The following is a 24,272-nucleotide window of genomic DNA, read 5'->3' as shown; positions in this document are numbered from 1 at the left end:
GAGAAAGACCATGCCGATCGTCACCATTCAAGTGACCCGCGAACGAACGACGCCGGGAGCGGCGTCGCTCACAGCGGAGCAGAAGGCCGCGCTGATCAAGGGATCGAGCCAGTTGCTGCTCAACGTGCTCGGCAAGCCGCTCGAGTCCACCTTCGTCGTGATCTAGGAAGTCGACACCGACAATTGGGGCTGGGGTGGCCTGCCCGTGCAGGACTTCCGGCGCCGCCGCGCCGCAAAGACTGGATGATCCGCGCGCCATTGTGTGCGCAGGAGGATGACATGACCGAACTCAATGCAAACACTGGGCACCACGCCCGGCCACATCAGCGGTCGGGATCGGAATCGCAATCGACTTCGCGGCAGGCTTGGCGGTACGCCGTGGCGGGATTGTCCGCATCACTGGTCGGGCTTGGCCTCGCCCGCTTTTCCTACACGCCGCTGATCCCGGCGCTGATCGCGGCAAAGTGGTTCAGCGCATCCGACGTCGTTTATCTCGGCGCTGCCAACCTCGCCGGTTATCTCGCCGGCGCGCTCGCGGCACGCGCCCTGGCCAACCGCGTCGGCGCAGTCCGCGCGCTGCGGGCGATGATGCTGCTTGCCACCCTCTCCTTCTTCGCGAGCTCTTATCCGGTGTCGTTCACCTGGTTTTTCGCCTGGCGCTTTCTGTCGGGCCTCACCGGCGGAATCATCATGGTGCTGGCGGCCTCCGTCATTCTGCCGCACGTATCGGCCGCGAGGCGCGGCATCGTCGGCGGCGTGATCTTTGCCGGCGTCGGCCTTGGCGTCGCAGCATCGGGTACGCTGGTGCCGTTGCTCCTTCAACAGGGCTTGCAGCAGAGCTGGTATGGCCTCGGCGTGCTCTCCGCCGTGCTCACACTCGCGAGCTGGTGGAACTGGCCTGCGGAGGCCAGGAGCGATGCCGCGCCTTCGCATCACGCGAAGTCCCATCAGGCCTCGCCCGCCGTCCGCGCGCTTCTGGTCCAGTATGGCCTCAACGCGGTGGCCCTGGTGCCGCACATGGTCTTCATCGTCGACTTCGTGGCGCGTGGCCTCGGCCAGGGCATTGCCGCGGGCTCGCGCTACTGGGTGCTGTACGGTCTCGGCGCCATCGTCGGCCCGCTCGTCACCGGCCATCTCGGTGACCGCTCGGGATTTGGACCGGCCTTGCGCGCGGCCTTCCTGATCGAGGCGGCCGCCGTGCTGCTGCCCACCGTCAGCACCGCGCCGGTTTCGCTGATCGTGTCGAGCGTCGTGGTCGGCGGCTTCACACCCGGTATCGTACCGCTAGTGCTCGGGCGCATTCATGAGCTCGTGCCGCACTCGACCGAGCAGCAGCGCGCGACATGGAGCCACGCCACCACCAGCTTTGCGATGTTCCAGGCGGCGGCAGCCTACGGCTTCTCCTGGATCTACGCGCAGACCGGCGGCGACTATCTGGTCCTGTTCGGACTTGGCGGCGCCGCCGTGGTGCTCGCGCTTGCGATCGATCTTGGGCTCGCGCTCACCACGCGCAAGGCATTAAAGCGGGCGGCTGCGTGATCAGGAATACTGCATCACGCCGTCGTCGATCTTGCCGAAGCGCAAGGAGACGATGTCGAGCGCGTAGTTCTGGTACAGCCGCCACGGCTGCTTCGAGCCCTGCTTCGGCATCTTCGCGACCGAGCGCTGCACATAGCCCGAGGTGAAATCGAGCGACGGCTGCGCGGTGATTTCAGGGTCGTCATTGTGCGGCATGCACTGACGGAAATTGTGCCGGTCCATGTAGTTGATGAGACGGCAGACATATTCGCAGGTGAGATCGCACTTCAGAGTCCAGGACGCGTTGGTGTAGCCGAAGGCCGACGCCATGTTCGGCACGTCGGCATACATCATGCCCTTGTAGGTCAGCGTGTTGGCGAAATCGACGGCGCGGCCGTCGACACTTACCTCGAGACCGCCGACGACCTGAAGCACCAGCCCCGTCGCGGTGACAATGATGTCGGCCGCAAGCTCGCTGCCGTCCTTCAGGCGAATGCCGTCGCGCGTAAAGGTGTCGATCTCGTTGGTGACGACGGCGGCGCGCTGCTCGCGGATCGCCTTGAACAGATCGCCGTCGGGCACGAGGCAGAGCCGCTGGTCCCAGGGATTGTAGCGCGGCGTGAAATGAGTCGCGACGTCGTAGTCGGGGCCGAGCGCCATCTGCACGCCCTTGAGCACCAGCTCCTTCACCTTGGCAGGCCGGCGCCGGCTGAGCTGGAAGAAGAACATCTCCCACATCACGTTGCGCCAGCGGATGACATGATAGGCAAGCCGCGTCGGCAGATTGCGGCGCAATTTGTTGGCAACGGGGTCCTGCGCAGGACGCGACACCACATAGGTCGGCGAGCGCTGGAGCATGGTGACCTGCGCCGCATTCTTGGCGAGCTCAGGCACCAGTGTCACCGCGGTCGCACCCGAGCCGATCACGACGACGCGTTTTCCCGCGTAGTCGATGTCCTCGGTCCATTTCTGCGGATGCACGATGCGGCCGGCGAAATCCGCCACGCCCGCGAACTCCGGCGTATAGCCCGCCTCGTATTTGTAATAGCCCGAGCACATGAACAGGAAATTGCAGGTGAAGCGCACGAGCTCGGTTGCGCCCTCGCCCGTGATGCGCTCGACCTCGACGGTCCAGCGCGCCTCCTGCGTCGACCACGCCGCGCGCTTGACGCGATGACGGAAGCGGATGTGCTTCTCGGTGCCGTTCTCGGCTGCTGTCTCGCGCACGTAATTCAAGATCTGCGGCCCGTCGGCGATCGCCTTCGGATCGGTCCACGGCTTGAAGGAATAGCCGAGCGTGAACATGTCGCTGTCGGAGCGGACGCCGGGATAGCGGAACAGGTCCCAGGTGCCGCCGATACAGTCGCGGCCTTCGAGGATGACGTAGCTCTTGTCCGGGCACTTGCTCTGAAGATGATAGCCCGCGCCAATGCCGGACAGGCCGGCACCGACGATGAGCACGTCGAAATGTTCTGCGGCTTTAGCCATGGCGTTCTCCCCGGCACAGGATGGGCGACGCCGTGCCGAATTGCAACCGTCAGGCGGTGGCAGCGCCGTAGACAAGGGCTGTGTCGAAATACTCGTAGAATTCCACTGCCTTGCCATCCTTGAAACGCCAGAAATCGACCTTCGGGGTCTCAGCGATCTTCCCGGTCCTCTTGTTGGTCCAGGCACATGAGCCGCGCGCGAAAACAACGTCGCCCTGCGCGACGTATTCATTCATCGTGTAGTACTGCATGCTCCAGTCAGCCAGCAGACCGTCGAAATAGCCACGCAGCTGCGCGCGGTTGTCATAACACTTGGCAAAGGGCACGGCCGGAGCCCCCTGCGGAAGCGAGTCGAATTTGATCTGCGGGCCGATGACGCTGTCGAACCAATAGTCGACGCTGCCGCCCTTGCTGTCGTTCCACCGACGATAGGCTTCTTTGAGCAACTGAACGTTGGCTTCGCTGGACATCGCATTCCCTCCATATGCATTTGACAATGAACGTGGGAAACGCGGCCACCCGCTTCAGAAGTGGCGGGCTTGTTCTGGCTCTACCTCCGAGCGTAGCACAATGAGTCTACAAAAAAGGCCCCGGATCGCTCCGGGGCCTTCGTGTCGCAGCTGGATGCGATCTCAGTAGCGGTAGTGGTCCGACTTGTACGGACCTTCCTGCTTCACGCCGATGTAGTCGGCCTGGTCCTTGCGCAGCTCGGTGAGCTTGACGCCGATCTTGGCGAGGTGCAGGCGCGCGACCTTCTCGTCCAGCGACTTCGGCAGCACGTAGACTTCCTTCTTGTACTTGCCGTCCTTGTTGTTGGCGAACAGCTCGATCTGCGCCAGCGTCTGGTTGGTGAAGGAGGCCGACATCACGAAGGACGGATGGCCCATCGCGTTGCCGAGGTTCACGAGGCGGCCTTCCGACAGCATGATGATGCGGTGCTTGTCGGGGAATTCGATCTCGTCGACCTGCGGCTTGATGTTGGTCCACTTCAGGTTACGCAGACCCGCGATCTGGATCTCGTTGTCGAAGTGGCCGATGTTGCAGACGATGGCGCGATCCTTCATCGCGCGCATGTGCTCGATCGTGATGATGTCCTTGTTGCCGGTCGCGGTGACGAAGATGTCGGCGCGGGGCGCGGCGTCTTCCATGGTCACGACCTCGTAGCCTTCCATCGCGGCCTGGAGCGCGCAGATCGGATCGACTTCCGACACCATCACGCGGCAGCCGGCTTGGCGCAGCGAGGCGGCCGAGCCCTTGCCGACGTCGCCGAAGCCCGCGACCATCGCGACCTTGCCCGACATCATCACGTCGGTGCCGCGACGGATGCCGTCGACCAGCGATTCACGGCAACCATAGAGGTTGTCGAACTTCGACTTGGTGACGCTGTCGTTGACGTTGATCGCCGGCCACAGCAGCGTGCCGGCCTTCTGCATGTCATAGAGACGATGCACGCCCGTGGTGGTCTCTTCGGAAACGCCCTTGATGCTCTTGGCGATCTCGGCGAAGTAGCCCTTCGGCTTCTCCTTGAGCTGCTTCTTCAGGAGCGCGAAGAAGACTTCCTCTTCCTCGGAGCCGGGCTTGTCAAGGAACGCGGTGTCGCCGTTCTCGGCGCGCAGACCGAGATGGACGTACATGGTGGCGTCGCCGCCGTCATCGAGGATCATGTTCGGGTGACCGCCGCCGTGCCAGTCGAACAGCTTGGCGGTGTAATCCCAGTATTCGGCCAGCGTCTCGCCCTTGACGGCAAAGACGGGAATGCCGGCGGCGGCGATCGCCGCGGCGGCGTGGTCCTGGGTCGAGTAGATGTTGCAGGAGACCCAGCGAATGTCGGCGCCGAGGGCTGCCAGCGTCTCGATCAGCACGCCGGTCTGGATCGTCATGTGCAGCGAGCCGGCGATGCGCGCGCCCTTCAGCGGCTGCTTCGGGCCGAACTCCTCGCGGGTGGCCATCAGGCCCGGCATCTCGGTCTCGGCCAGCGAGAGTTCCTTGCGGCCGAAGTCGGCCAGCGAAATGTCCTTGACGATGTAGTCGGTGAAGCCGGGCTTCGCATTCATAGCGGAGGTCCTGTTGTTGAATTGGTCGTTCCGGGTCGCCCTGGAGGGGCGCCCCGAAATCTCGACATGATGGATAAGGATCCCGGGTTCGCCGCTGTCGCGGCGCCCCGGAATGACGTTGGTACTTAGACTGCGCGCTTGAGCGCTTCGACCAGGTCGGTCTTCTCCCAGGAGAAGCCACCCTCGTTGTCGGGCGTGCGGCCGAAATGGCCGTAGGCCGAGGTGCGCGCGTAGATCGGACGGTTGAGGTCGAGATGGCTGCGGATGCCGCGTGGAGTGAGATCCATCGCTTTGGCGGCGGCCTTCTCGAGCTGGTCCTCCGACACCTTACCGGTGCCGTGGGTGTCGATGTAGATCGACAGCGGACGCGCGACGCCGATGGCGTAGGCGATCTGGAGGGTGCAGCGATCGGCGAGACCGGCCGCGACGATGTTCTTGGCGACGTAGCGCGCCGCGTAAGCCGCCGAACGGTCGACCTTGGTCGGATCCTTGCCGGAGAACGCACCGCCGCCATGCGGGGCCGCGCCACCATAGGTGTCGACGATGATCTTGCGGCCGGTCAGGCCGGAATCGCCGTCCGGACCGCCGATGTAGAACTTGCCGGTCGGATTGATGTGCCAGATGGTCTTCGACGTGATCCAGTCCTTCGGGAGCGCCTCGCGGACATACGGCTCGACGATGTCGCGGATCTGCTTCGACGAGATGTCCTCGACCAGATGCTGGTGCGACACGACGATCTCGCGCACGCCGACCGGCTTGCCGTTCTCGTACTGCACGGTGACCTGGCTCTTGGAGTCCGGACCCAGCACCTTCTCGCGACCGGAGTGACGCGCTTCCGAGATGAGACGCAGGATCTTGTGGGCATAGAATATCGGCGCCGGCATCAGGTCAGGCGTCTCGTTGGTGGCGTAACCGAACATGATGCCCTGGTCGCCTGCGCCCTCTTCCTTGACCTCACCCGGCTGCAGCGCATCGACGCCTTGCGCGATGTCGGCCGACTGCGGATGCAGCAGGATCTCGATGTCGGCCTTCTCCCAGTGGAAGCCGTCCTGCTCGTAGCCGATGTCCTTGATCGCGGCGCGCACAACGCTCTCGATCTGGTCGTTGGTGACGGATGCGGGACCGCGGGTCTCACCAGCGATCACCACCTTGTTGGTGGTCGCCAGCGTCTCGCAGGCCGCGCGGATCTGCCACGGATCGATGCCGGCCTTCGGCCCTTCGCGGTAGAACAGATCAACGATTTCATCGGAGATCCGGTCACAAACCTTGTCGGGATGACCCTCGGACACGGATTCGCTGGTGAAGAGATAGGACGCGCGCATCAGTAACCCCTTGTTCCGCCGTTAACCTGGCGGGCGTTTGCGATGTTTAACCTTGGATTATGTCAATCACGCCGTCGCGAGATGACGTAGGACTCGTCGAGAAACCAGAGCCCGTTGTACTTCCGCAGCACGTCCCGGGCGGCATCCAGAGTGCGGCCGTTTTGAGTCATTTCTGTCAATCGGTCGTCCTCGATCTGCGCCACATACACCGCCGCATTCCACGCTGCAAAGGCCGTCGAGGTTCCGATGATACCCGTCACCTCGTTGGGCAGCGCTTCCATATCATACCTGAAGATCGAACGGTTGTCCGCATAAGCATTAAAATTTAGGTCGCGGCCCAACGACCCGAGCTCATACTTTACCGCGCGCAATAGCTCATGACGGCTGACCGCGAAAGGATTTTCTCCAGGCCAGATCGCCTGGATCATTTCCATGCCGGGATCGTGACCGTGGGAGTGGATACCGATCAGGCGCCCGCCCGGCCGAAGCGCCCGCGCCAGCGGTGCAATGATCCGCTTTGCCCGGAAATTGACCGAGGACAGGGCGCGGTAGGGCTGGGACGCAATGACCAGGTCGAAATTGGCCTCGGTCTGGCCCGGCCGCGGAATGGTCGAATCCAGCAGGAACCTGTGGTCCTCGCGGTACAGCACCAGGACGACGGGCCGCTCGTAGAGCGGCATGGCCGTGCGTGGGCTGATCGCGGCGCGCCAATTCTGCTCCAGGAACGGCCTCAACTCGGCGATCTGCTGCTCGAACTCGCCTGACGAGGCGCCCCGTAACGGAACCTCGTGCCAGACGGTGGCGGCCGCCGCCGCAGGCGATGCCGGCGTGAGCCAGGGCGCCTCCGAGTAGAACATGTTGGTGAACACGAACACCGACGCCGGATGCTCGAAAATGCGGTCCGGGACCCTCTCCAACGTCAGCCGCAAGTCCTCGAGGCTGAGCTCCTTGCCGGCGACGTAGAACGGCATGTGCGGGTAGCGCTGGTGCGTTGCGCGCAGCACCCGGGCCAGCACCGTGCCGTCGCCGACGCCTGCGTCGAAGATGCGCAGCGCCGGCGGGCGCGGATGGATGCTGGCGAGCTCCAGCGCGACGCGCTCGGCGACCACCCGCTTCTCGCTGCAGGTATGGACGAACAGCAGGTATTTTTGCCGGTTCTCGAAGAAACGGAAATTGCCACGCGGATCGCGTTTTTCCGGGGGCACCTGGAGCCCCCGCGGCGGCGGCAGGCCGCCCGTCGTCGATGCGGCGATATAGGCCTGGATCCGCTCCAGCGTGTCGATCGTGATGCGCTTTCCCTCGCGCAGGCGATGGACCAGCTTCCCATCGTTCACCGCGCGCCGGCCAAACGTCGATTCCGCCATGTCCGCCTTGCGGCAGAACTCGGTGATTTGGCTGAGGATTTCGTCGTTCTTCATGAGTGGGAAAGCGGTGGGCAGAACTGTTGGGACCAGCGTCGTAGCAAAATCTGCCCACTGAGGGAATACCCTCTCTTGGCTTTACCCCACCAATGACGAGCGCGTGAACCCCGGCGGACCGCCGGGCAACAAACAAGCGCTTCTCCTTCAAGGGACCATCACCATGCGCCGCGTGCTCGTCGCGCTCTGCCTGCTCACAGCGCCCATGTGGGCCGCGCCCGCCTTCGCGCAGGCGCGCAGCCAGCTCGGGCCGCTCTGCACGACCGACGCCACGCCGCCGGACCAGATGATCGACGCCTGCAACAAGATCGTCGCGCTGAAGGTGTTCAAAGGCGAGCAGCTCGCGACGATCTATTTCTGGCGCGCGGTGGGCTGGAACAAGAAGGGCGACTATTCGAAGGTCATCGCCGACACCACCGAGGCGATCCGGCTCCAGCCGAGCCAGGCGGTCTACAATCTCAGGGGATCGGCCTATTACGACAAGGGCGACTACGACATCGCGATCGCCGATTTCGACGACGCGCTGAAGCTCGGCCCGCCTGATGGCACCATCTTCCACAATCGCGGCAACGCCTGGCGCGGCAAGGGCGACTACGCCAAGGCCATTGCCGATTACGATGCCACGATCAAGCTGCAGCCCAAATCGACGTTCTCGTTCCAGAATCGCGGCATTGCGAAGGAGGCGCTCGGCGATCTCGACGGCGCGCTTGCCGACATCAACCAGGCGATCCGGCTCGACCCGACACTGCCGCAGCCGCTGATCAACCGCACCGCGATCTGGCGCGTGCGAGGCGATCTCGATCGCGCCGTTGCCGATGGCAGCGAGGCGATCCGGCTTGCGAAGGAAAAACCGCCCGTCAACATCATGACGCCGCCGAACAGCGTGCTGATCTCCGGCTATATCCACCGCGCGCTGGCCTATGAGGCGAAGGGCGACTACGCCCATGCGCGCGACGACTACAAGGCGACGCTGGCGATCGTGGCGTCCGATGCCGGCAGCAAGGCCAACCAGGCGACCGCCAAGGTGCGGCTATCGCTGGTGACGGATGCGCTCACTCCCATCCCGCGCGATGCGCCGTCACCGGTGACGCAGCCGGCCCCGCAGCAAACGGGCGCGGCACCTGCGCCCTCGCCTACCCCGGCGACGCCTGGCAAGCACCTCGCACTGGTGATCGGCAATGGCGCCTACGCGCATGTCAAGGCGCTGCCCAATCCGGCCAACGATGCGCGCGCCGTTGCCAGGAGCCTGCGCGACATCGGCTTCACGGTGTCGGAGGGCATCGATCTCGACCGCGCAGCGATGCAGAAAGTGACGCGCGACTTCCTGCGCGAGGCGGCGCGGGCACAGGTCGCGTTGGTGTACTATGCCGGCCACGGCGTGCAGGTCGACGGCCGCAACTATCTCATCCCCGTCGACGTCGAGCTCAAGCCCGGCGCGGGCATGACGGAGGCGATGATCGACATGGACACGATCATGGCCGGCCTCGACGACCAGGTCCGCACCAATATTTTGATCTTCGATGCCTGCCGCAACAATCCGATGGCGCAGCAGGTCGCAGCCGCCGGCACCAACCGAGGCATCGAGGGCGCTTCGGGCCTCGCAGCGCCAACGAGCCTGGGCGCCGGTGCAACGCTGGGCGCGGGGACGCTGATCGCGTTCGCCACCGCGCCGGGCCAGGTCGCGCTCGATGGCGAAGGCGCCAACTCGCCGTTCTCCGCCGCCCTCTCCCGCCATCTCGGCACGCCAGGGCTGGAGGTGCAGCAGATGCTGACGCGCGTGCGGGCGGAAGTGGTCTCGAGCACGAAGAACAAGCAGGTGCCGTGGTCGAACTCGTCGCTGCTGGGCGAGGTCTATCTGGCGGAGAAGTGAGGGCGGGTGAGCGCACCGGTTTTGAACGCCGCGCTATTCGCTCAACACTCAGGTGTCATCGCCCGGCTTGACCGGGCGATCCAGTACTCCGAGACAGTTGTGGTTGAATCGATAGGCCGCGGTGTACTGGATTCCCCGCTTTCGCGGGGAATGACAGTGAGTGTGTGGTGAGGCCTCGCCGTCACTCACGTGACGGACTGCGCAGCGCTTAGTTGCCCCACACTTCCTTGGCGATCTCGACCGCGAGGCCGAGCTTGGCCCACTGCTCTTCCTCGGAGAGGATGTTGCCTTCCTCGGTCGAGGCAAAGCCGCACTGCGGGGACAGCGCGAGCTGCTCCAGCGGCGCGAATTTGGCGGCCTCTTCGAGGCGACGCTTGATGTCGTCCTTTTTCTCGAGCTCGCCGAACTTCGAGGTGATAACGCCGACCACGACGACCTTGTTACCCTTGGGCAGGAAGCGCAGCGGCTCGAAGCCGCCGGCGCGGTCGCTGTCGTATTCGAGGAAGTAGCCATCGTAATTGGTACCGGCCAGCATGGTCTCGGCCACGGGCTCGTAGCCGCCCGAAGAAATCCAGGTCGAGCGGAAATTGCCGCGGCAGACATGCGTCGTCACCACCATGTCGGCCGGCTTCTCGGCCAGCGCGTAATTGATGACGCGCGCATAGATCTGCTGGAGACCCTCGGGATTGTCGCCGCGCTCGCGCGCCTTCTTCAATTCGTCCTGCGAACAGAGATAGGCCCACACGGTGTCGTCGAACTGAAGATAGCGGCAGCCGGCATCGTAAAACGCCTTCACGGCCTTGCGGTAGGTCTTGCCTAGGTCTTCGTAGAACGCGTCGAGATCGGGATAGACGTCCTTGGAGATCGCCTTGCGGCCGCCGCGGAAGTGCAGCACCGCCGGCGAGGGGATCGTCATCTTGGCGGTGACGTGGGCCTGGTCGGCGGACTTCTTCAAGAAGCGGAAGTGATCCAGCATCGGATGGTCGTCGGGGAAATCGAGCTTGCCGATCACGCGGACCGCGTCATGCCGCGTCTCGACGCCCGCGAACTGGATGCCCGTGTCCGGGTGAAACATTTCGCAGCCCGTGAGCTTGGCCAGGAAGTCAAAGTGCCACCAGGAGCGGCGGAATTCGCCGTCGGTCGCGAGCTTCAAGCCGATCGAGGCCTGCTTGTGCACGACCTTCTCGATCTCCATGTCCTCGATCTTGCGCAGATCGTCGACCGAGATCTCGCCCTTCTCGAGCCTGGCGCGGGCTTCCTTGATCTTCGCGGGACGCAAGAGGCTGCCGACCTCGTCGGCGCGGAAGGGGGCTTTGGTTCGCTGCATTTTCTACTCCCGGGATATTTTAGTGGGCCGCCGCCCCTGCGACGCCGAGGTGGCGCTCGAGGACCGACGGGTCGGCCTTCAGCGCGGCGCTCGGGGCGTCGTGGACGATCGTTCCGCGCTCCAATATCACAACACGGTCGGCGAGCCCCAGAATCTTTTGCGCGTTCTGCTCGACGATGATCGAGCAGATGCCGCCCGCCCGGGTGATGGCGCCGATCGCCTTCAGAAGCTCCTCGACGATGATGGGGGCGAGACCCTCGGTCGGCTCGTCCAGCAGCAGAACCTTCGGGTTGAGGGTCAGCGCCCGGCCGATCGCCAGCATCTGCTGCTCGCCGCCGGAGAGCTGGTTGCCAAAATTGCTCCGCCGCTCCTTCAGCCGCGGGAACATCTCGTAGACCCTCTCGACCGTCCAGGGGCCGGGCTGCGCCACCGCGGTCATGTTCTCTTCCACCGTCAGCGAGCGGAAGATGTTGCGCTCCTGCGGCACCCAGCCAATGCCGGCCCGCGCCCGCTGATCGGGCCGCAAGCTCGTGACATCGGTGCCGGCCAGCGCGACAGAACCGGAGAAACGGCGGGTGACACCGACGATGGAGTTGATCAGCGTGGTCTTGCCGGTGCCATTGCGGCCCAGCAACGCGAGCACCTGCCCCTCGGCGAGGCGCAGGGACATGTTGGGCAGCACCACCGCCTCGCCATAGCCGGCGCGAAGTGCGTCGATTGCGAGCAGGTCAGACATTGACCGCCTCCTCGCCGAGATAGACGGCCTTGACCTGCGGGTCGCGCGCGACCACGTCGGGCGGACCTTCGGTGAGCAGCGCGCCCGAGACCAATACCGAGATGCGGTCGGCGAAGGAAAAGACGAGGTCCATGTCGTGCTCGATCAGCAGCACGGTGACGTCGCGCGGCAGGCTGCCTACGACGGCGAGAATGTCGTGGCGTTCGCTCTCGGGCACGCCGGCGGCGGGCTCGTCGAGCAGCAGCACGCGCGGCTTGGCGGCGATCGCGACCGCGATCTCGAGCAGGCGTTGCTTGCCGTAAGGCAGCGTCACGGTCTCTTCGTTCATGACGTCGAGCAGATGGAAGCGCCTCAGGAGATCGGCGATCTCGCCGTTGACGTCGCCCCGCGTGCCCATCCGCCGCCACCAGTCGCCGCCATGGCCGAGGCGCTCGGAGACGGCGAGGCCGATGGTCTCGAGCGGGGTCAGGTCGGGATAGAGCTGGTTGATCTGGAAGGTGCGCGACAGGCCGCGCAGCACGCGCTTGTGCACCGGCAAATCCGTGATGTCCTGGCCTTCGAGCAGGATCCGGCCCGAGTTCGGCTTGAGCACGCCGGTGAGCTGGTTGATCACAGTGGTCTTGCCGGCGCCGTTCGGGCCGATCAGCGCGTGGCGGGCGCCCTGCTCGATCTTGAGCGACAGGTCCCGCGTCACGCGCAGACCGCCGAACTGCTTTTCGAGATTTTGGGTTTCGAGCGCGATGGTCATGCGTCGCTCTCCGGCACGGCAACGACGGCCTTGCGTCCGGCAACCTGCTTGATGACCAGGTTCGGCACGTACAGCACCCAGCGATGCAGGCGCTGGCGGCCGACCAGCACGATCACGACCAGCACGAGACCGATCCAGAACTGCCAATATTGCGGGGTGATGGTGGAGAACAATTCCTGGAGCATACGGAACACCACCGCACCGACCAGCCCGCCATAGAGATATCCGGTTCCGCCAATCACGAGCACCAGCATCAAATCGGCCGAACGCTCGAAGGCGAACACGTCGAGGGAGGCGATCGCCGTGGTCTGGGTGAACAGCGCGCCCGCGATGCCGGCATAGAACGCCGCGAGCGTGTAGATCGCGATCAGGCGGCGGTTGACGGGGATGCCGATGGCGGCGGCGCGCAGCGGATTGTTCTTGATCGCGCGCAGCGACAGGCCGAACGGCGAATGCACGACGCGGCGGGCGAACAGGAACAACAGGAACAGCACCGCCAGCGAGTAGAAAAAGCCGGTCTTGCCGAACATGTCGAACGCAATCTCGCCGAAGATCGGCTGCATCTCGATGCCCTGAAGGCCGTCGGTGCCGCCGGTGATGTTAGAGAAGCGCTCGGCGAGCGCTTCAAGCAGCAGCGCGATGCCGAGCGTGACCATCAGCCGGGTCAGATCGACGCCGCGGATCACCAGGAAGCTGGTGGCGAAACCCAGCACCATCGCGGCAAGGCCGGCGACGATCAGCGCGAGCACGGGCTCGTTGATGATGCCATGCAAGGCGAGAAGCCCCGCGGCGTAGGCGCCGACGCCGAAGAAGGCGGCGTGGCCGAGCGAGACGATGCCGGCATAACCAAGGATGAGATCCAGCGACATCGCAAACAGCGCCAGCCGCAGGATGTCGGTCATGATCAGATAGCGCGTGGGAAATGCGAAGCCGCAGGCCAGCACGACCAGCCAGAAGGCGACTTCGCCATAGTGCCAGCGCGCCTGGCGCTGGGCGTGATAACCGACGTCGGAGGAAGCGCTCATCGGCGGCCTCAACGCGCGGCCGTGCGGCCGAACAGGCCGTTCGGGCGCCAGATCAGGATCACGATCATCATGGTGTAGATCACGAAGGGGCCCATCTTCGGCACGTAATATTTGCCGGCGACGTCGCCGATGCCGAGCAGGAGCGAGGCCAGGAACGGCCCGGTGATCGAGGACGAGCCGCCGACGGTGACGACGATCAGGAAGTAGATCATGAACTTCAGCGGGAAATACGGATCGAGGCCGAGGATCTCGGCGCTCAGCGCGCCGCCGAGGCCGGCGAGCCCGCAACCGAAAGCGAAGGTGAAGGCGAACACCTGCGGCACGTTGATGCCAAGGCCGCTCGCAGCACGGGGATCATCGACCGCGGCGCGCAGGCGGCTGCCGAACCGGGTCTTGGCCAGCACCATCTGGAGACCAATGGTGAGCAGGCCGCAGATCACGATGATCATCAACCGGTAGCGGCCGATGCCGACGCCGAACACGTCGAACTGGCCCTGGAGCGCAGCCGGCAAATTGATGAACACCCGCGACGAGCCCTGGATGTAGTCGACGGCCGCGACCGACATGAACGTGAGACCGATCGTGAACAGCACCTGGTCGAGATGGCTGCGCGCATAGAGATGGCGGTAGAGCGTTCGCTCCAGCACGATGCCGATCGCAGCCGACGAGACGAAGGCGAGCGGCAGCGCGGCGAAGAACGGCCAGCCCATCCGATTGACCAGGACCATGCAGACATAGCCGCCGGCCATGGCGAAGGCGCCGTGGGCGAGGTTGACGAAGTTCATCAGGCCGAGCGTGACCGCAAGCCCGCAAGCGAGCACGAACAGCAGCATGCCGTAGGCAACGCCATCGAACAGGTTGGTGAGGATAGAGGTCATCGGATGCGGGTGAACCCTGGTAATCACTCGTCATTCCGGGGCAGCGCGCAGCGCTGAACCCGGAATCCATTTCCATCACGTCGAGATCCCCGATGCGCGCTAAGCGCGCACGGGGATGACGCGCTTTTCGCGCGTCACTTCTTCGTCTTGCCGAGATCCTTGACGGCTTCGAAGGTCGCGAACTCGACATTGTAGAGCTCGCCGTCGACCTTCTCGACTTTGCGGATGTAGATGTTCTGCACGATGTCGCGGGTCTCGGGGTCGATCGAGATCGGGCCGCGCGGGCTTTCCCACTTCTGGCCCTTCATGGCTTCGACCAGCTTGGTGCCATCGGTGTCGCCGTTGGTCTTCTTCAGCGCCTCGTAGATGAGGTGGATGCCGTCATAGCCGCTCACGGCCATGAAGCCCGGGCGGTTGCCGAAGGCCTTCTTGTAGGCCGCGACGAAATCCTTGTTCATCTGCGAGGGATGCGCCGCGGAATACAGATGCGCGGTGACCGTGCCGAGCACGGCGTCGCCCATGTTGTTGAGCAGGTCGTCGTCGGTGACGTCGCCCGGTCCGATCACCCTGATGCCGGCCTTGTCGAGGCCACGCTCGGAATACTGCTTCATGAAGTTGCCGCCCTGGCCGGCCGGCACGAACACGAAGATCGCGTCGGGCTTGGCGTCCTTCATGCGCTGGAGGAACGGCGCGAAATCCGGATTTGCGAGCGGCGTCTTCACCTCTTCGACCACCTCACCGCCGCCGGCGGTGAAATTCTGCTTGAAGAAGTTCAGCGCGTCGTTGCCCGGCGCGTAGTCGGAGGTGAGCGTCGCCACCTTCTTGATGCCGTTCTTCACTGCCCAGTCGGCGATGATGGTCGACGACTGCGCCAGCGTGAAGCTGGTGCGCACGATGTAGGGCGAGCGCTCGGTGATGATGGAGGTGCCGGCCGCCATCACGACTTCCGGGATCTTGGCCTGGGTTGCGAGCGGCGCGGCCGCGAGCGCGGCCGGCGTCACGCCGAAGCCGGCGATGAAATTGACCTTGTCGTTGACGATCAGCTCCTGCGCGGCCGTCTTGGTCTTGTCCGGAATCGCGGCGTCGTCCTTGAGGATGATCTCGATCTTCTTGCCGGCGACGGTGTCGCCCTTCTGCTGCATGTAGAGCTTGATCGCGTTCTCGATCTGCTTGCCGGTCGAGGCCTGGCCGCCGGTCATCGGCAGGATCAGGCCGACCTTAACGGTGTCCTCGGCCTTGGCCGGCACGATGGCCGCGAGGCCGGCGATGGCGGCCGCTGCTGCGGTCCAAGAGACCTTGTAAGAAAACGTCTTCCGTTCGAACATCAGATGTCCCTCCCCTTCATTCCTGACCTCTTGTGCGCCGGACCGAGTGCCCGGTCCTTGGCTCAACCTTAGCTCACGCACGCGCGATGTCGCGCCACATGGCGTCTTTCGCGCCCTTATTGTCAATCGGACGTTTGGCGACCATTCGGCGCAAGCCGCGCGTCCCAATTGCCGACGACGGGAGCGATGCCGTGGTTACGTCGGGGTAACCCGAGCCCCCGATCCTGGCCGCTCCTATTTGTACGATTGTACAAATAAAATGGACCTGTCAACGAAAAAGCCCCGCCGCCGACCAAGCCAGTTTGTCGCGTGCCCCTTGCCACAGTCTAGAAAGCGACCGGACGCGTGGATGGAGGATTTCGTCTTTCTTTTGCAGAATTCGGACACCGGCGAGTCTTCGGTTCAGCGCAAATCGGTAGCTAATTACCCACCTCGAATAAGTCTATTTTACCTTGTTGAAGACTACTCCTCCCGCGCCAGCCTAACCCGGCGTCCAACCTGACTGAATTCGCGCGCGCACAATGCTCAAACCCTTCCGCTCCGTCCTCACCCTCTTTGCGCTCGCCGCGGCGCTGTCCGGCTGCGGCACCGTCAACGAAAAGCTCACCACCGGCATGGGCGATTACGTCCCGCAATGGGCCGGCGGCCTACCGGCCGACGCACCGCCGCGGCCCGGCACGCCGCAATACGACGCCTACATGAAAGAGCGCGAACGCAAGCGGCTGCTGCCGGCGGCGGATCGCGAGAAGGAAGAGCAGGCGCAGAAGGGTGCGACGGGGTCCACGTGGGGCGGCGCGGTGCGCTGAGGCACAACAATGATCTCGCTGTCATTCCGGGACGCCTCGCAGAGGCGAACTATGGTGCGCAATTGCGCACCCGAGAATCTCGAGGTTCCGGATTCGCGCGTCGCGCGCTCCGGAACGACGGGCAATCAATCCATGAACACCACGGTCTTGCGGCCGTTGAGGATGACGCGGTCGTCGAGGTGGTAGCGGATCGCGCGGGTCAGCACGCGCCGCTCGATATCGCGGCCCTTGCGGACGAGATCCTCCGGCGTGTCGCGATGGCTGATGCGCTCGACGTCCTGATCGACGATCGGGCCTTCGTCGAGGTCGCGCGTGACGTAATGGGCGGTAGCGCCGATCAGCTTGACGCCGCGCTCATGGGCCTGGTGATAGGGCTTTGCGCCCTTGAAGCCCGGCAGGAACGAGTGGTGGATGTTGATGCAGCGGCCGGAAAGCTTGGCAGAAAGATCATCCGACAGGATCTGCATGTAGCGCGCGAGCACGACGAGATCGGTTCGTGTCTCGGCGACGAGATCGAGGATCTGCGCCTCCTGCACGCGCTTGGTCTCCTTGGTGACGGGCAGATGGTGGAACGGGATTCCGCCGAAGTCGAGCCCGGCATAGACCTCGCGCGGATGGTTGGAGACGATTGCGGTCGGGACCATCGGCAGCTCGCCGGTGCGCCAGCGATAGAGGATGTCGACCAGGCAGTGGTCGGACTTCGACACCAGCAGCATCACCTTGCGATGCGCGGCACGGTCGCGCATCTGCCACTCCATGCCGAAACGCTCCGCGATCGCGGCAAAGCCGGTCTGGAGCGCCGACAGCTCCACGGCGAGATCGGCCGCGGTGAACACCACGCGCATGAAGAACTTCTTGGTCTCGATGTCGTCGAACTGCTGGGCATCGAGAATGTTCTGTCCGTTATGGGCCAGGAAGGTCGACACCGCTGAGACGATGCCGGGACGATCCGGACAGGACAGGGTCAGGACATATTGATGATCGGGCATGGCTCTTGATGAAGGTTTGGGCAGCGACTGCGGAACGACCCGCGATTTGCGCCCTGCTCTATCACCGACCCCGCCCTCGCGCCAATCCCAAGACTTGATCCCAAAGACTTGCGTCAGCATAAAGCGCGGAGTCAGGATGAACGGACCATTGCAATTTACCGCCGGAGCACACCCATGGCCGACCGCTTGAACGGCTACCGCATCCTGATCCTGGAGACGCGCGAGGAGGCGCAGTTTTCAAAGCTTCTGGCGGAGCAAGGTGCCGATGTCGTGCAGTGCCCGATGTTCACTATTCACGACGCGCCCGATCCCGCCCCGGTCGAGGCCTGGATCCGCCGCGCCATCGACCTGCCCTTTGACGATCTCGTGCTGATGACGGGCGAAGGCCTGCGGCGGATCATGAAGCTCGCGCGGAGCCGTGGTCTCGACCAGGCTCTGGTCGCAGCCCTCGCCAAATCGCGAAAATTCACCCGCGGCCCGAAGCCCGGCAAGGCGTTGCGCGAGATCTCCCTCGATGCGCAGCAGACCACGGAGAAGCCGACCACCGAGGGCGTGATCGAAATGCTGGGCAGGCTCGATCTGAAGGGGCGACGCCTCGGCCTTCAGCTTTATCCGGACAAGGACCACAGCGTACTGACCGGTGCGCTTGCCGCGCAAGGCGCCGATGTCGATACCGTACTGCCTTATGCCTACGATTCCAAGGCAGCGGATGCCAACATCGTCGCCGCCATCGACGACATGGCCGAGGGGCGGATCGATTCCATCGCGCTGACCAATCTTGGCCAGGTCCGCCGCCTCGTGGAGACCGCAAAGGCACACGGCAGCGAGGCGAAATTGCGCGCAGGGTTGGAGCGGACGCTGATCGCGTCGGTGGGCCCTGCGGTGTCGGGGGAACTCGCCGCGCATGGCCTGCGCACGGACATCGCACCGGCGGAAGACCACTATTTCATGCGCCCGCTGATCTCGGCGATGGCCGTGGCGCTGGAGGGGAAGAAGCCGAAAGTGCCGGTGAAGTGAAGATCTTCGGCAGGGTCATGCCGGAGCAGGATTCTATCTACGCACGACACGATACACGCATGCATTTCCTTCGACGCCGCGGAGAGGTGCATCAAACTCAACGATGGCGTGACCGGCGAGGAGACCGCTGACGCCTGGCGCGGAATAAAGCGATTCCGAGAGACAGATTTCGCCGGCATCGGCCAACGATTGCACGCGCGCCGCAACATTCACGGTCTGCCCGAAGTAGTCCAGATTCTCGTTGAGGGTCACGGCAATCGACGGACCACAATGCGCTCCAATCTTCAGGATGATGCTCGGCTCACCATGCTCGCCATTGTAGCGTTCTGTTTCCCGGAGCATATGCAACGCCGCGGAGACGGCGTCGGTCGGGCGGGAGAAGACTGCCATCACGGCGTCCCCGATCGTCTTGACGATGGCGCCGGAATGCTCCTGGACGGTCGCTCCCAGCAAGGCAAAATGCTCGCGGACCAGGGCATAGGCATTCAGATCGCCGAGACGCTCGTACATCGCGGTCGACCCCTTGAGATCCGTGAACAGCAAGGTCACCTGCCGGATGCCGAGCCCTTCTCGCTCATCGACGCGTTCCGAGCGGAACAGGCGGCGGAAGGTTTGCCGCGCGAGTAACATGCCGCCGGACATATACGGTTCGAACTCGAGCGCAGGCTTGGTCGTCTGAGACAGAACTTCGGGCGGCCAATTGATCAGGAGTAATGACCCACGCACTGCGCCGAAGTTCTCCACGTCGATCACAATGGGGCCAGGCGGAACGGCGGACAGCGACGGCGAAAAGCGCCGTCCATCATATCCAACTCGCAAGACGGTCGGCGCGATTGCGGGTTCGCCTGCGACCGAGACCGCGAACGCAGCCTGCGTTTGAATGTTGACGCCAGCCAGAGCACCGGGACCGAGATCGGCGCGAAGAGTGGTGGTCGAACCCGGTGGCAAGAACGCAAGTCCGCGAACCAATCCATGCAGGAAATCGAGAAATCGGATCGGCTGGCCGGGCATGCGCGCGTCGCCCGAGAAACGAAGTTTCCAGTGGAAATCCTCGACCGAGAGGGAATGAGGATCATGAAATGGAAGCCGCCGGAGCTGCGGCGAGACCGTAAACGTAACCTCAATGAAATCGTCGAGGTCGGTTTCGCCGCTGACGTCGCACAGGCCGCACACGTAATGGGTCTTCAGGGTGCGCAGAGCGCCAAAGCTGTCGAGCACCATGCCGGATTGGGGACAAACAACGTCCCAGCTCATCTCGAACAACCCGTTTCTTGTGGCATGCAAAAACAGATCGATGCTATCCGCCTCGGCAATGCCGCGATCACGCGCGAACGTCAGGGGATTGATCCGGTAGAGTGACAGATCGTCACCGCTCCTGATGAGCGTCTCAAATTTCGAGATCACGCGTGGGCTCCAGGATCGGGCCTGCTCAATCTCGGTCATCTTACTTTCCAGGAGCCGCTCCTGGATGCTGGTCATTGTGCGCCTCCGTCATTGCAACGTCATGAACAGGAATGGCTGCGCCTCAGACTGATGCGCAGTTCACGCGACCATCGATATCCGCAACGGCGACAACGCCGGCGGAGAGGAAGCCGCGGATTGCGGCACGTTGAGCGCAGCATTTACAGCGCCAACCAGGCGACGATGCCTAGCTTGCCATCTGCGAGGCGGCCAACATCACCTCCTGAGGGGTCGGCGCCCCGAACATGCGCTGGCCGCCTTCCGGAACCTCGGTAAAGGTCCAGCGTACGACCCCTTCCCGATCGAGCAGGAACTGGCCGAACAGCTGGCCCTGGCCGGTTGCCGCCATGCGCTGATCGGCCTCCATCATCTCGTAGCCATCCTTCTTGTTGAGCTGCTCGGCAGCCGCCAAACGATTCATCGGCCCGGGCAATTCTCCGGGAATGTCCACTTGCATGCTCATGACCACATCCATGCCCACCTTGCGCGGCCAATCGGTTTCCTTCTCCGTGAACTCGAGATTGGGCAAGCCGAACGCACGGTGCGAGACCCGCTCGGGATCGGACGCCGCGAGCAGATTGGGCAAAGGGTGATAACGGAAGTAGAGCCGCGCACGCTCGATCGGCGTATTCACCACCGTGAGACTTTCGACGCCCTTGTCGCGCAGAGCCGCGTCGAGTTGCGCCTGCGCCGCGATATGACGGCGGCAGAACGGGCAGTGCAGGCCGCGATACAAGCCGATCAATATCGGACTGTGCCCGCGAAAATCCTGGAGCGCGATCGTTCCATCGCGTGTGATCGCGTCCAGCACGATGTTCGGTGCGCGATCGCCCGGTTGAAGCGGTCCATCGACATGAAGTTCCGGCATGGTTGAACTCCTTCATATGACCTAGTCAAGAAATGGCAGTACGATCAGCCCGGCGGGATCAAGCCCGTGGCGGGCGCAGACATCATGCGCCAGCGCGAAATATCGATCGGCCTCGGGCATGTCGCCTCGATCAAGGCTCAGCGTGGCGAGACCATCATAGCATGGAAAGAGCTGCTGCGGTTCGCCGGTTTCGTTCGCCACCTCGATTGCCTCATTGTAGCAGAGGGCGGCCAGATCGGGGCGGAAGTGGCATTGATGGATTTGCCCGAGCACGATCAGGGGCACGGAGAGATGCTCGCGCTGATCGAGTGCACGATCGATTTCGATCGCCTCTTCGGCAGCCGGTACCCCTTCCTCTGTACATCTGTCCGTGAAGGTGCAACAGGCAACGGCAAAATTGGCGAGAAGACGCGCCTGGAAGCCGAGATCCCCGATCCGACGCGCGACATCGAGCCCACGCCGGCAGACCTCCACGGCTTTCGCCGGGTCGACAATCGTGTAAAGCACCCCGAGATTGGTGTAGCCGCGGCAGGCTACGTTGAGGAAGCCGGCGGTTTCGGCGGCTGCAACGCTTTGCTCCACCTCGCGCACCGCCTCCTCGTGTCGTCCAAGCCGCGCCAGCGCGACGCCCTTGGTGTTGAGGGCCTCCGCAATGGCGCGTGCCGCCTCGAGACCGACCTGCTCGTCCGCGTCCGCCGGTATGGACCGTGCATAGCCGAGCGCCTCGTCTGCCCATCTTGCGGCGGCCACGTGATCGCCGGTCCGAAACGCGAGACGCCCGCGCTCCTGCAACAGATGCGCCCACTCGATGGGCGCGTCGGTCCCTCCAAGCAGGTTGGCCGCCTCGGCGTAATGCGTCTCTGCCTTGACCCGCTTGCCGGCGTCCCACAGCAATCGGCCAAGTTTGCGAAGGATTCGCGCTTCGCCGATCCGGTCCTGGATCGCGCGGTGCCCCTCCAACGCGCTCTGATATTGCTCTTCGGCCGTGTTCCGGCGGCCAGCCGCGGCACATAGGTCCGCAATCCGCTCGTACAGGACCAGACGTTCTGGCTCCCGCACGCCGCCGGTCAACAGCACGGCGAGGGCCTGTTGGTAGAGACGGATGGCATCGTCATTGGCATAGCTGGCGCGAGCGCGATCGCCGGCCGCGCGCAGATAGCGCGCGCCTTTCGGCTTGCTCGCACTCAGACTGAAGTGATGTCCGAGCAGGATGAGATCTTCGAGGCGCTCGGGCTCATTGCCATAGAGCCTTTCGAGCGCCCCGCCGATCCGTCCATGAAGCTCGATCCGGCGCTGCAGAAGCAGGTTTTGATAGATCACGTCCTGAAGCATGGTCTGCGTGAAGCGGTAAGTCCGCAGCGAAATCGAGTTCGCGCCCGCGATCTCCTCGATGATCTCCGCGTCGCACAGAAGCTCGAGCCCTGCTTCAACCCTCGCCGGCTCGGTTGCCGCCGCGCCGAGAGCAGCCGCATCAAACCGCGGGCCGATCACGGCGGCCTCCTGTGCCAGGCGGCGCACCTGATGCGGCAACCGGTCGAGACGCGCCAGCAACAACGCCTGAATGCTTGCCGGAATATCGGCGGCGGCTTCATCCGATTTCATCCGCCACTGCGCGCCGTCGCGCTCCAGGGTGCCGGCTTCGATCAGGCCGCGTATGATCTCCTCGAGGAAAAGCGGATTGCCGCCGGCGCGATCGAGAATTCGACCGAACAGACCTCCCGGCGATTCACGCCAACCGTGACTGAAATAGGCCGCGAGCAACTTTTGTCCGTCGGCGTCGCCAAGCGGGGGCAGCCGAAGGGTTGTGTGACTGATCCTGCTCGAACCGAACTGGTCCAGTTCGAGCATCGGCCGATGCGTAAACAGCAGCATCAGCCGCGTCCGCTCCAGCCGGTCCATCAGGAACCGCAACGCTTCAAGCGACACCGCGTCGGCCCAGTGCAGATCCTCGACGATGATCAGCAGTGGCGACAGTGCCAGACGGCGTTCGAAGACGGTGCGAATCGCGAAGAATATCTGCCGGCGGAGCTGTTCGGGCTCGACATGCCTGAGCGCGGCGTTGGGGTCGCCGAGGCCGAGGATGTGCAGATAGAGGGGCATCAGGCGGTCGGCCTCATCGGTCGCAAGGCCAAGCTCCGACAGCGCTTCGGCGACCTTTGCCTCCGCCTCTGCGGCGCCCGCCTTCTGCGCGATGCCATAGGCGCTGCGCAGCACGGCGGCGAGAGTGCCGTAAGATTGTTCGCCGAGCGGCGAGCACGCCGCGTGCCGGATCGCCACGCCGGCGAAACGATCCTGGTCGCGGATGCGCGCGACGAATTCGCTGACGAGGCGCGTTTTCCCGATGCCGGCTTCACCGACCAGCCGCACCAGTTGAGCCGCGCCGCCGCACGCGCGATCAAGGCTGCCGATCAGGCGCGCAAGCTCGGCGTCGCGCCCGATCAACGGCGCATTGAGGCCCAGCATGTCGAGACCGCGCACCGCACGGGGCGTGTCGAGCAGCTCCTTCAGACGGTGGACCAGCACGCTGCCCATCTTGCCCTTGAGCGAGACCTCGCCAAGCGAGTCATAGGAGAACGCATGCCGCGTCAGGCGGTGAGTCAGCGGCCCGACCAGCACCTCGCCCGGAGCCGCCATCGATTGTAGCCGCTGGGCGGTGTTCACCGTGTCGCCGGTCACCGAATAGGATTTGGCAACGCCCGCACCGAGCCCGCCGGCGACGACGTGCCCAGTGTTGATGCCGACATGGAGCAGCAGCGGTGAACCGGCATACGCCTCCGCGCGTTCGCTGAGGCGCGCCGTCCGGCCGATCATGTCGAGGGCAGCGCGCACCGCCCGCTCCGGGTCGTCCTCGTGCGCCGCCGGCGCACCAAACAGAGCCAGCAGCGCATCGCCGATGAATTTGTCCACGAAGCCGCCAAAGCTTTGCACCGCGGCCGTCAACTCCTCGAACAATTCGTTTTGAAGCGTCTGCATGACCTCGGGGTCAAGCCGCTCGCTCATCGCAGTGAAGCCGCTGAGGTCGGCAAACAGCACCGTGATGGTGCGGCGGTTCGCCTCGCTGTCGATCTTGTCCGACGGAGCTCGAAATGCGGCTTGAGCGTCCTCCGCCGGCACGAGCGGCGGAGAGGAGGACCGGATCGGGAGCGTCGTCGGGCTCGTCCGCGCCGATGCCTGCTCGCCGCCTGTGGGGACCTCAGAGACGAAGGCACCGCATTTCGGGCAATAGACAAAATCCGGCGCGCATGGAAAGCCGCAGCCGGGGCACGCGTTCGGCTGCTTCGTGCCGCACTTCGGGCAGAAGGCAAAGCCGCTCTGGACCTCTAAACCACAGCAGGAGCAGTTCATGGGTCAGGACCTCGCGGAAGCCGCGATGGCGCGAACTCCTGGACCTGCAGGATGGGCCCAGGAACCTGGCAAGCATGG

19 protein-coding genes and 1 pseudogene are annotated in these 24,272 nt (G+C 64.1%); 5 read left to right on the top strand and 15 right to left on the bottom strand.

From position 1 onward, the window contains the following. Nucleotides 1–10 precede the first annotated feature (10 nt). Nucleotides 11–247: pseudogene (locus CT676_RS09840) on the top strand (4-oxalocrotonate tautomerase family protein). Nucleotides 248–279: 32 nt separating this feature from the next. Continuing rightward, nucleotides 280–1,539, top strand: coding sequence for a YbfB/YjiJ family MFS transporter (locus tag CT676_RS09835; RefSeq protein ID WP_167768005.1), 1,260 nt, complete (start codon nucleotides 280–282; stop codon nucleotides 1,537–1,539). On the opposite strand, the gene CT676_RS09830 is transcribed toward CT676_RS09835, so the two are convergent. From CT676_RS09830 to CT676_RS09810, 5 genes are all read right to left on the bottom strand, one after another. Beyond that, a complete protein-coding gene (locus CT676_RS09830; RefSeq protein ID WP_135214502.1) occupies nucleotides 1,540–3,006 on the bottom strand; it encodes an NAD(P)/FAD-dependent oxidoreductase in 1,467 nt (488 codons plus the stop codon). It lies immediately after the preceding gene. A 49-nt stretch (nucleotides 3,007–3,055) separates the two neighbouring features. Continuing rightward, on the bottom strand, nucleotides 3,056–3,475 hold the full coding sequence (locus CT676_RS09825) for a nuclear transport factor 2 family protein (RefSeq protein ID WP_135214501.1): 420 nt from the start codon (nucleotides 3,473–3,475) through the stop codon (nucleotides 3,056–3,058). Between the two features lie 162 nt (nucleotides 3,476–3,637). Further along, nucleotides 3,638–5,059: an adenosylhomocysteinase gene (ahcY, locus tag CT676_RS09820; RefSeq protein WP_063982186.1), complete on the bottom strand. Its 1,422-nt coding sequence runs from the start codon at nucleotides 5,057–5,059 to the stop codon at nucleotides 3,638–3,640. Between the two features lie 125 nt (nucleotides 5,060–5,184). After that, on the bottom strand, nucleotides 5,185–6,381 hold the full coding sequence (metK, locus tag CT676_RS09815) for a methionine adenosyltransferase (RefSeq protein ID WP_135214500.1): 1,197 nt from the start codon (nucleotides 6,379–6,381) through the stop codon (nucleotides 5,185–5,187). A 62-nt stretch (nucleotides 6,382–6,443) separates the two neighbouring features. Then, on the bottom strand, nucleotides 6,444–7,799 hold the full coding sequence (locus CT676_RS09810; RefSeq protein WP_135214499.1) for a hypothetical protein: 1,356 nt from the start codon (nucleotides 7,797–7,799) through the stop codon (nucleotides 6,444–6,446). A gap of 163 nt (nucleotides 7,800–7,962) precedes the next feature. Between CT676_RS09810 and CT676_RS09805 the strand changes: the two genes are divergently transcribed. Further along, entirely contained in the window at nucleotides 7,963–9,669 is a 1,707-nt protein-coding gene (locus tag CT676_RS09805) for a caspase family protein (protein ID WP_135214498.1), read from the top strand. A 208-nt stretch (nucleotides 9,670–9,877) separates the two neighbouring features. On the opposite strand, the gene CT676_RS09795 is transcribed toward CT676_RS09805, so the two are convergent. The 6 genes from CT676_RS09795 to CT676_RS09770 form a co-directional block, all read right to left on the bottom strand. After that, nucleotides 9,878–10,996 carry a cobalamin-independent methionine synthase II family protein gene (locus tag CT676_RS09795; protein WP_038957542.1) on the bottom strand — a complete coding sequence of 373 codons (1,119 nt, stop codon included), beginning with the start codon at nucleotides 10,994–10,996 and terminating at the stop codon, nucleotides 9,878–9,880. A gap of 19 nt (nucleotides 10,997–11,015) precedes the next feature. Further along, on the bottom strand, nucleotides 11,016–11,732 hold the full coding sequence (locus CT676_RS09790; protein ID WP_071912048.1) for an ABC transporter ATP-binding protein: 717 nt from the start codon (nucleotides 11,730–11,732) through the stop codon (nucleotides 11,016–11,018). Next, complete coding sequence (locus tag CT676_RS09785; RefSeq protein ID WP_135214497.1) at nucleotides 11,725–12,480, bottom strand: ABC transporter ATP-binding protein; 756 nt, start codon at nucleotides 12,478–12,480, stop codon at nucleotides 11,725–11,727. Before CT676_RS09785 ends, CT676_RS09790 begins: the two co-directional genes overlap by 8 nt. Beyond that, nucleotides 12,477–13,505, bottom strand: a complete 1,029-nt coding sequence (locus tag CT676_RS09780) for a branched-chain amino acid ABC transporter permease (protein WP_135214496.1) — start codon at nucleotides 13,503–13,505, stop codon at nucleotides 12,477–12,479. Before CT676_RS09780 ends, CT676_RS09785 begins: the two co-directional genes overlap by 4 nt. A gap of 8 nt (nucleotides 13,506–13,513) precedes the next feature. After that, on the bottom strand, nucleotides 13,514–14,383 hold the full coding sequence (locus tag CT676_RS09775; RefSeq protein ID WP_007612509.1) for a branched-chain amino acid ABC transporter permease: 870 nt from the start codon (nucleotides 14,381–14,383) through the stop codon (nucleotides 13,514–13,516). Between the two features lie 134 nt (nucleotides 14,384–14,517). Then, a complete protein-coding gene (locus tag CT676_RS09770) occupies nucleotides 14,518–15,708 on the bottom strand; it encodes an ABC transporter substrate-binding protein (protein WP_135214495.1) in 1,191 nt (396 codons plus the stop codon). A 521-nt stretch (nucleotides 15,709–16,229) separates the two neighbouring features. Between CT676_RS09770 and CT676_RS09765 the strand changes: the two genes are divergently transcribed. Continuing rightward, nucleotides 16,230–16,514 (top strand): hypothetical protein, encoded by a 285-nt coding sequence (locus CT676_RS09765; RefSeq protein ID WP_135214494.1) that lies wholly within the window; start codon nucleotides 16,230–16,232, stop codon nucleotides 16,512–16,514. 125 nt (nucleotides 16,515–16,639) lie between these two features. On the opposite strand, the gene purU is transcribed toward CT676_RS09765, so the two are convergent. After that, nucleotides 16,640–17,503, bottom strand: coding sequence for a formyltetrahydrofolate deformylase (purU, locus tag CT676_RS09760; RefSeq protein ID WP_135214493.1), 864 nt, complete (start codon nucleotides 17,501–17,503; stop codon nucleotides 16,640–16,642). A gap of 174 nt (nucleotides 17,504–17,677) precedes the next feature. Here purU and CT676_RS09755 point away from each other — a divergent pair, with 174 nt between their 5' ends. Next, nucleotides 17,678–18,520, top strand: coding sequence for a uroporphyrinogen-III synthase (locus CT676_RS09755; protein ID WP_135214492.1), 843 nt, complete (start codon nucleotides 17,678–17,680; stop codon nucleotides 18,518–18,520). Between the two features lie 33 nt (nucleotides 18,521–18,553). Here the strand turns inward: CT676_RS09755 and CT676_RS09750 are convergent, their stop codons facing one another. The 3 genes from CT676_RS09750 to CT676_RS09740 form a co-directional block, all read right to left on the bottom strand. Continuing rightward, nucleotides 18,554–19,999, bottom strand: a complete 1,446-nt coding sequence (locus CT676_RS09750) for an adenylate/guanylate cyclase domain-containing protein (protein WP_135214491.1) — start codon at nucleotides 19,997–19,999, stop codon at nucleotides 18,554–18,556. A 169-nt stretch (nucleotides 20,000–20,168) separates the two neighbouring features. After that, on the bottom strand, nucleotides 20,169–20,849 hold the full coding sequence (locus CT676_RS09745) for a redoxin domain-containing protein (protein ID WP_135214490.1): 681 nt from the start codon (nucleotides 20,847–20,849) through the stop codon (nucleotides 20,169–20,171). 21 nt (nucleotides 20,850–20,870) lie between these two features. Further along, nucleotides 20,871–24,194, bottom strand: a complete 3,324-nt coding sequence (locus CT676_RS09740; RefSeq protein WP_135214489.1) for an adenylate/guanylate cyclase domain-containing protein — start codon at nucleotides 24,192–24,194, stop codon at nucleotides 20,871–20,873. Between the last annotated feature and the right edge of the window lie 78 nt (nucleotides 24,195–24,272).

Origin of the sequence: Bradyrhizobium sp. MOS001, assembly GCF_004634465.1 — a bacterium.
Taxonomy (GTDB): Bacteria; Pseudomonadota; Alphaproteobacteria; order Rhizobiales; family Xanthobacteraceae; genus Bradyrhizobium; species Bradyrhizobium barranii.
This window is presented reverse-complemented; position numbering and strand designations above follow the sequence as displayed.

What these genes read in the sequence shown, in the direction of transcription:
- CT676_RS09835 (WP_167768005.1), top strand. Translation starts at nt 280, where the DNA reads ATGACCGAACTCAATGCAAACACTGGGCACCACGCCCGGCCACATCAG.
- CT676_RS09830 (WP_135214502.1), bottom strand. Translation starts at nt 3,006, where the DNA reads ATGGCTAAAGCCGCAGAACATTTCGACGTGCTCATCGTCGGTGCCGGC.
- CT676_RS09825 (WP_135214501.1), bottom strand. Translation starts at nt 3,475, where the DNA reads ATGTCCAGCGAAGCCAACGTTCAGTTGCTCAAAGAAGCCTATCGTCGG.
- ahcY (WP_063982186.1), bottom strand. Translation starts at nt 5,059, where the DNA reads ATGAATGCGAAGCCCGGCTTCACCGACTACATCGTCAAGGACATTTCG.
- metK (WP_135214500.1), bottom strand. Translation starts at nt 6,381, where the DNA reads ATGCGCGCGTCCTATCTCTTCACCAGCGAATCCGTGTCCGAGGGTCAT.
- CT676_RS09810 (WP_135214499.1), bottom strand. Translation starts at nt 7,799, where the DNA reads ATGAAGAACGACGAAATCCTCAGCCAAATCACCGAGTTCTGCCGCAAG.
- CT676_RS09805 (WP_135214498.1), top strand. Translation starts at nt 7,963, where the DNA reads ATGCGCCGCGTGCTCGTCGCGCTCTGCCTGCTCACAGCGCCCATGTGG.
- CT676_RS09795 (WP_038957542.1), bottom strand. Translation starts at nt 10,996, where the DNA reads ATGCAGCGAACCAAAGCCCCCTTCCGCGCCGACGAGGTCGGCAGCCTC.
- CT676_RS09790 (WP_071912048.1), bottom strand. Translation starts at nt 11,732, where the DNA reads ATGTCTGACCTGCTCGCAATCGACGCACTTCGCGCCGGCTATGGCGAG.
- CT676_RS09785 (WP_135214497.1), bottom strand. Translation starts at nt 12,480, where the DNA reads ATGACCATCGCGCTCGAAACCCAAAATCTCGAAAAGCAGTTCGGCGGT.
- CT676_RS09780 (WP_135214496.1), bottom strand. Translation starts at nt 13,505, where the DNA reads ATGAGCGCTTCCTCCGACGTCGGTTATCACGCCCAGCGCCAGGCGCGC.
- CT676_RS09775 (WP_007612509.1), bottom strand. Translation starts at nt 14,383, where the DNA reads ATGACCTCTATCCTCACCAACCTGTTCGATGGCGTTGCCTACGGCATG.
- CT676_RS09770 (WP_135214495.1), bottom strand. Translation starts at nt 15,708, where the DNA reads ATGTTCGAACGGAAGACGTTTTCTTACAAGGTCTCTTGGACCGCAGCA.
- CT676_RS09765 (WP_135214494.1), top strand. Translation starts at nt 16,230, where the DNA reads ATGCTCAAACCCTTCCGCTCCGTCCTCACCCTCTTTGCGCTCGCCGCG.
- purU (WP_135214493.1), bottom strand. Translation starts at nt 17,503, where the DNA reads ATGCCCGATCATCAATATGTCCTGACCCTGTCCTGTCCGGATCGTCCC.
- CT676_RS09755 (WP_135214492.1), top strand. Translation starts at nt 17,678, where the DNA reads ATGGCCGACCGCTTGAACGGCTACCGCATCCTGATCCTGGAGACGCGC.
- CT676_RS09750 (WP_135214491.1), bottom strand. Translation starts at nt 19,999, where the DNA reads ATGACCAGCATCCAGGAGCGGCTCCTGGAAAGTAAGATGACCGAGATT.
- CT676_RS09745 (WP_135214490.1), bottom strand. Translation starts at nt 20,849, where the DNA reads ATGCCGGAACTTCATGTCGATGGACCGCTTCAACCGGGCGATCGCGCA.
- CT676_RS09740 (WP_135214489.1), bottom strand. Translation starts at nt 24,194, where the DNA reads ATGAACTGCTCCTGCTGTGGTTTAGAGGTCCAGAGCGGCTTTGCCTTC.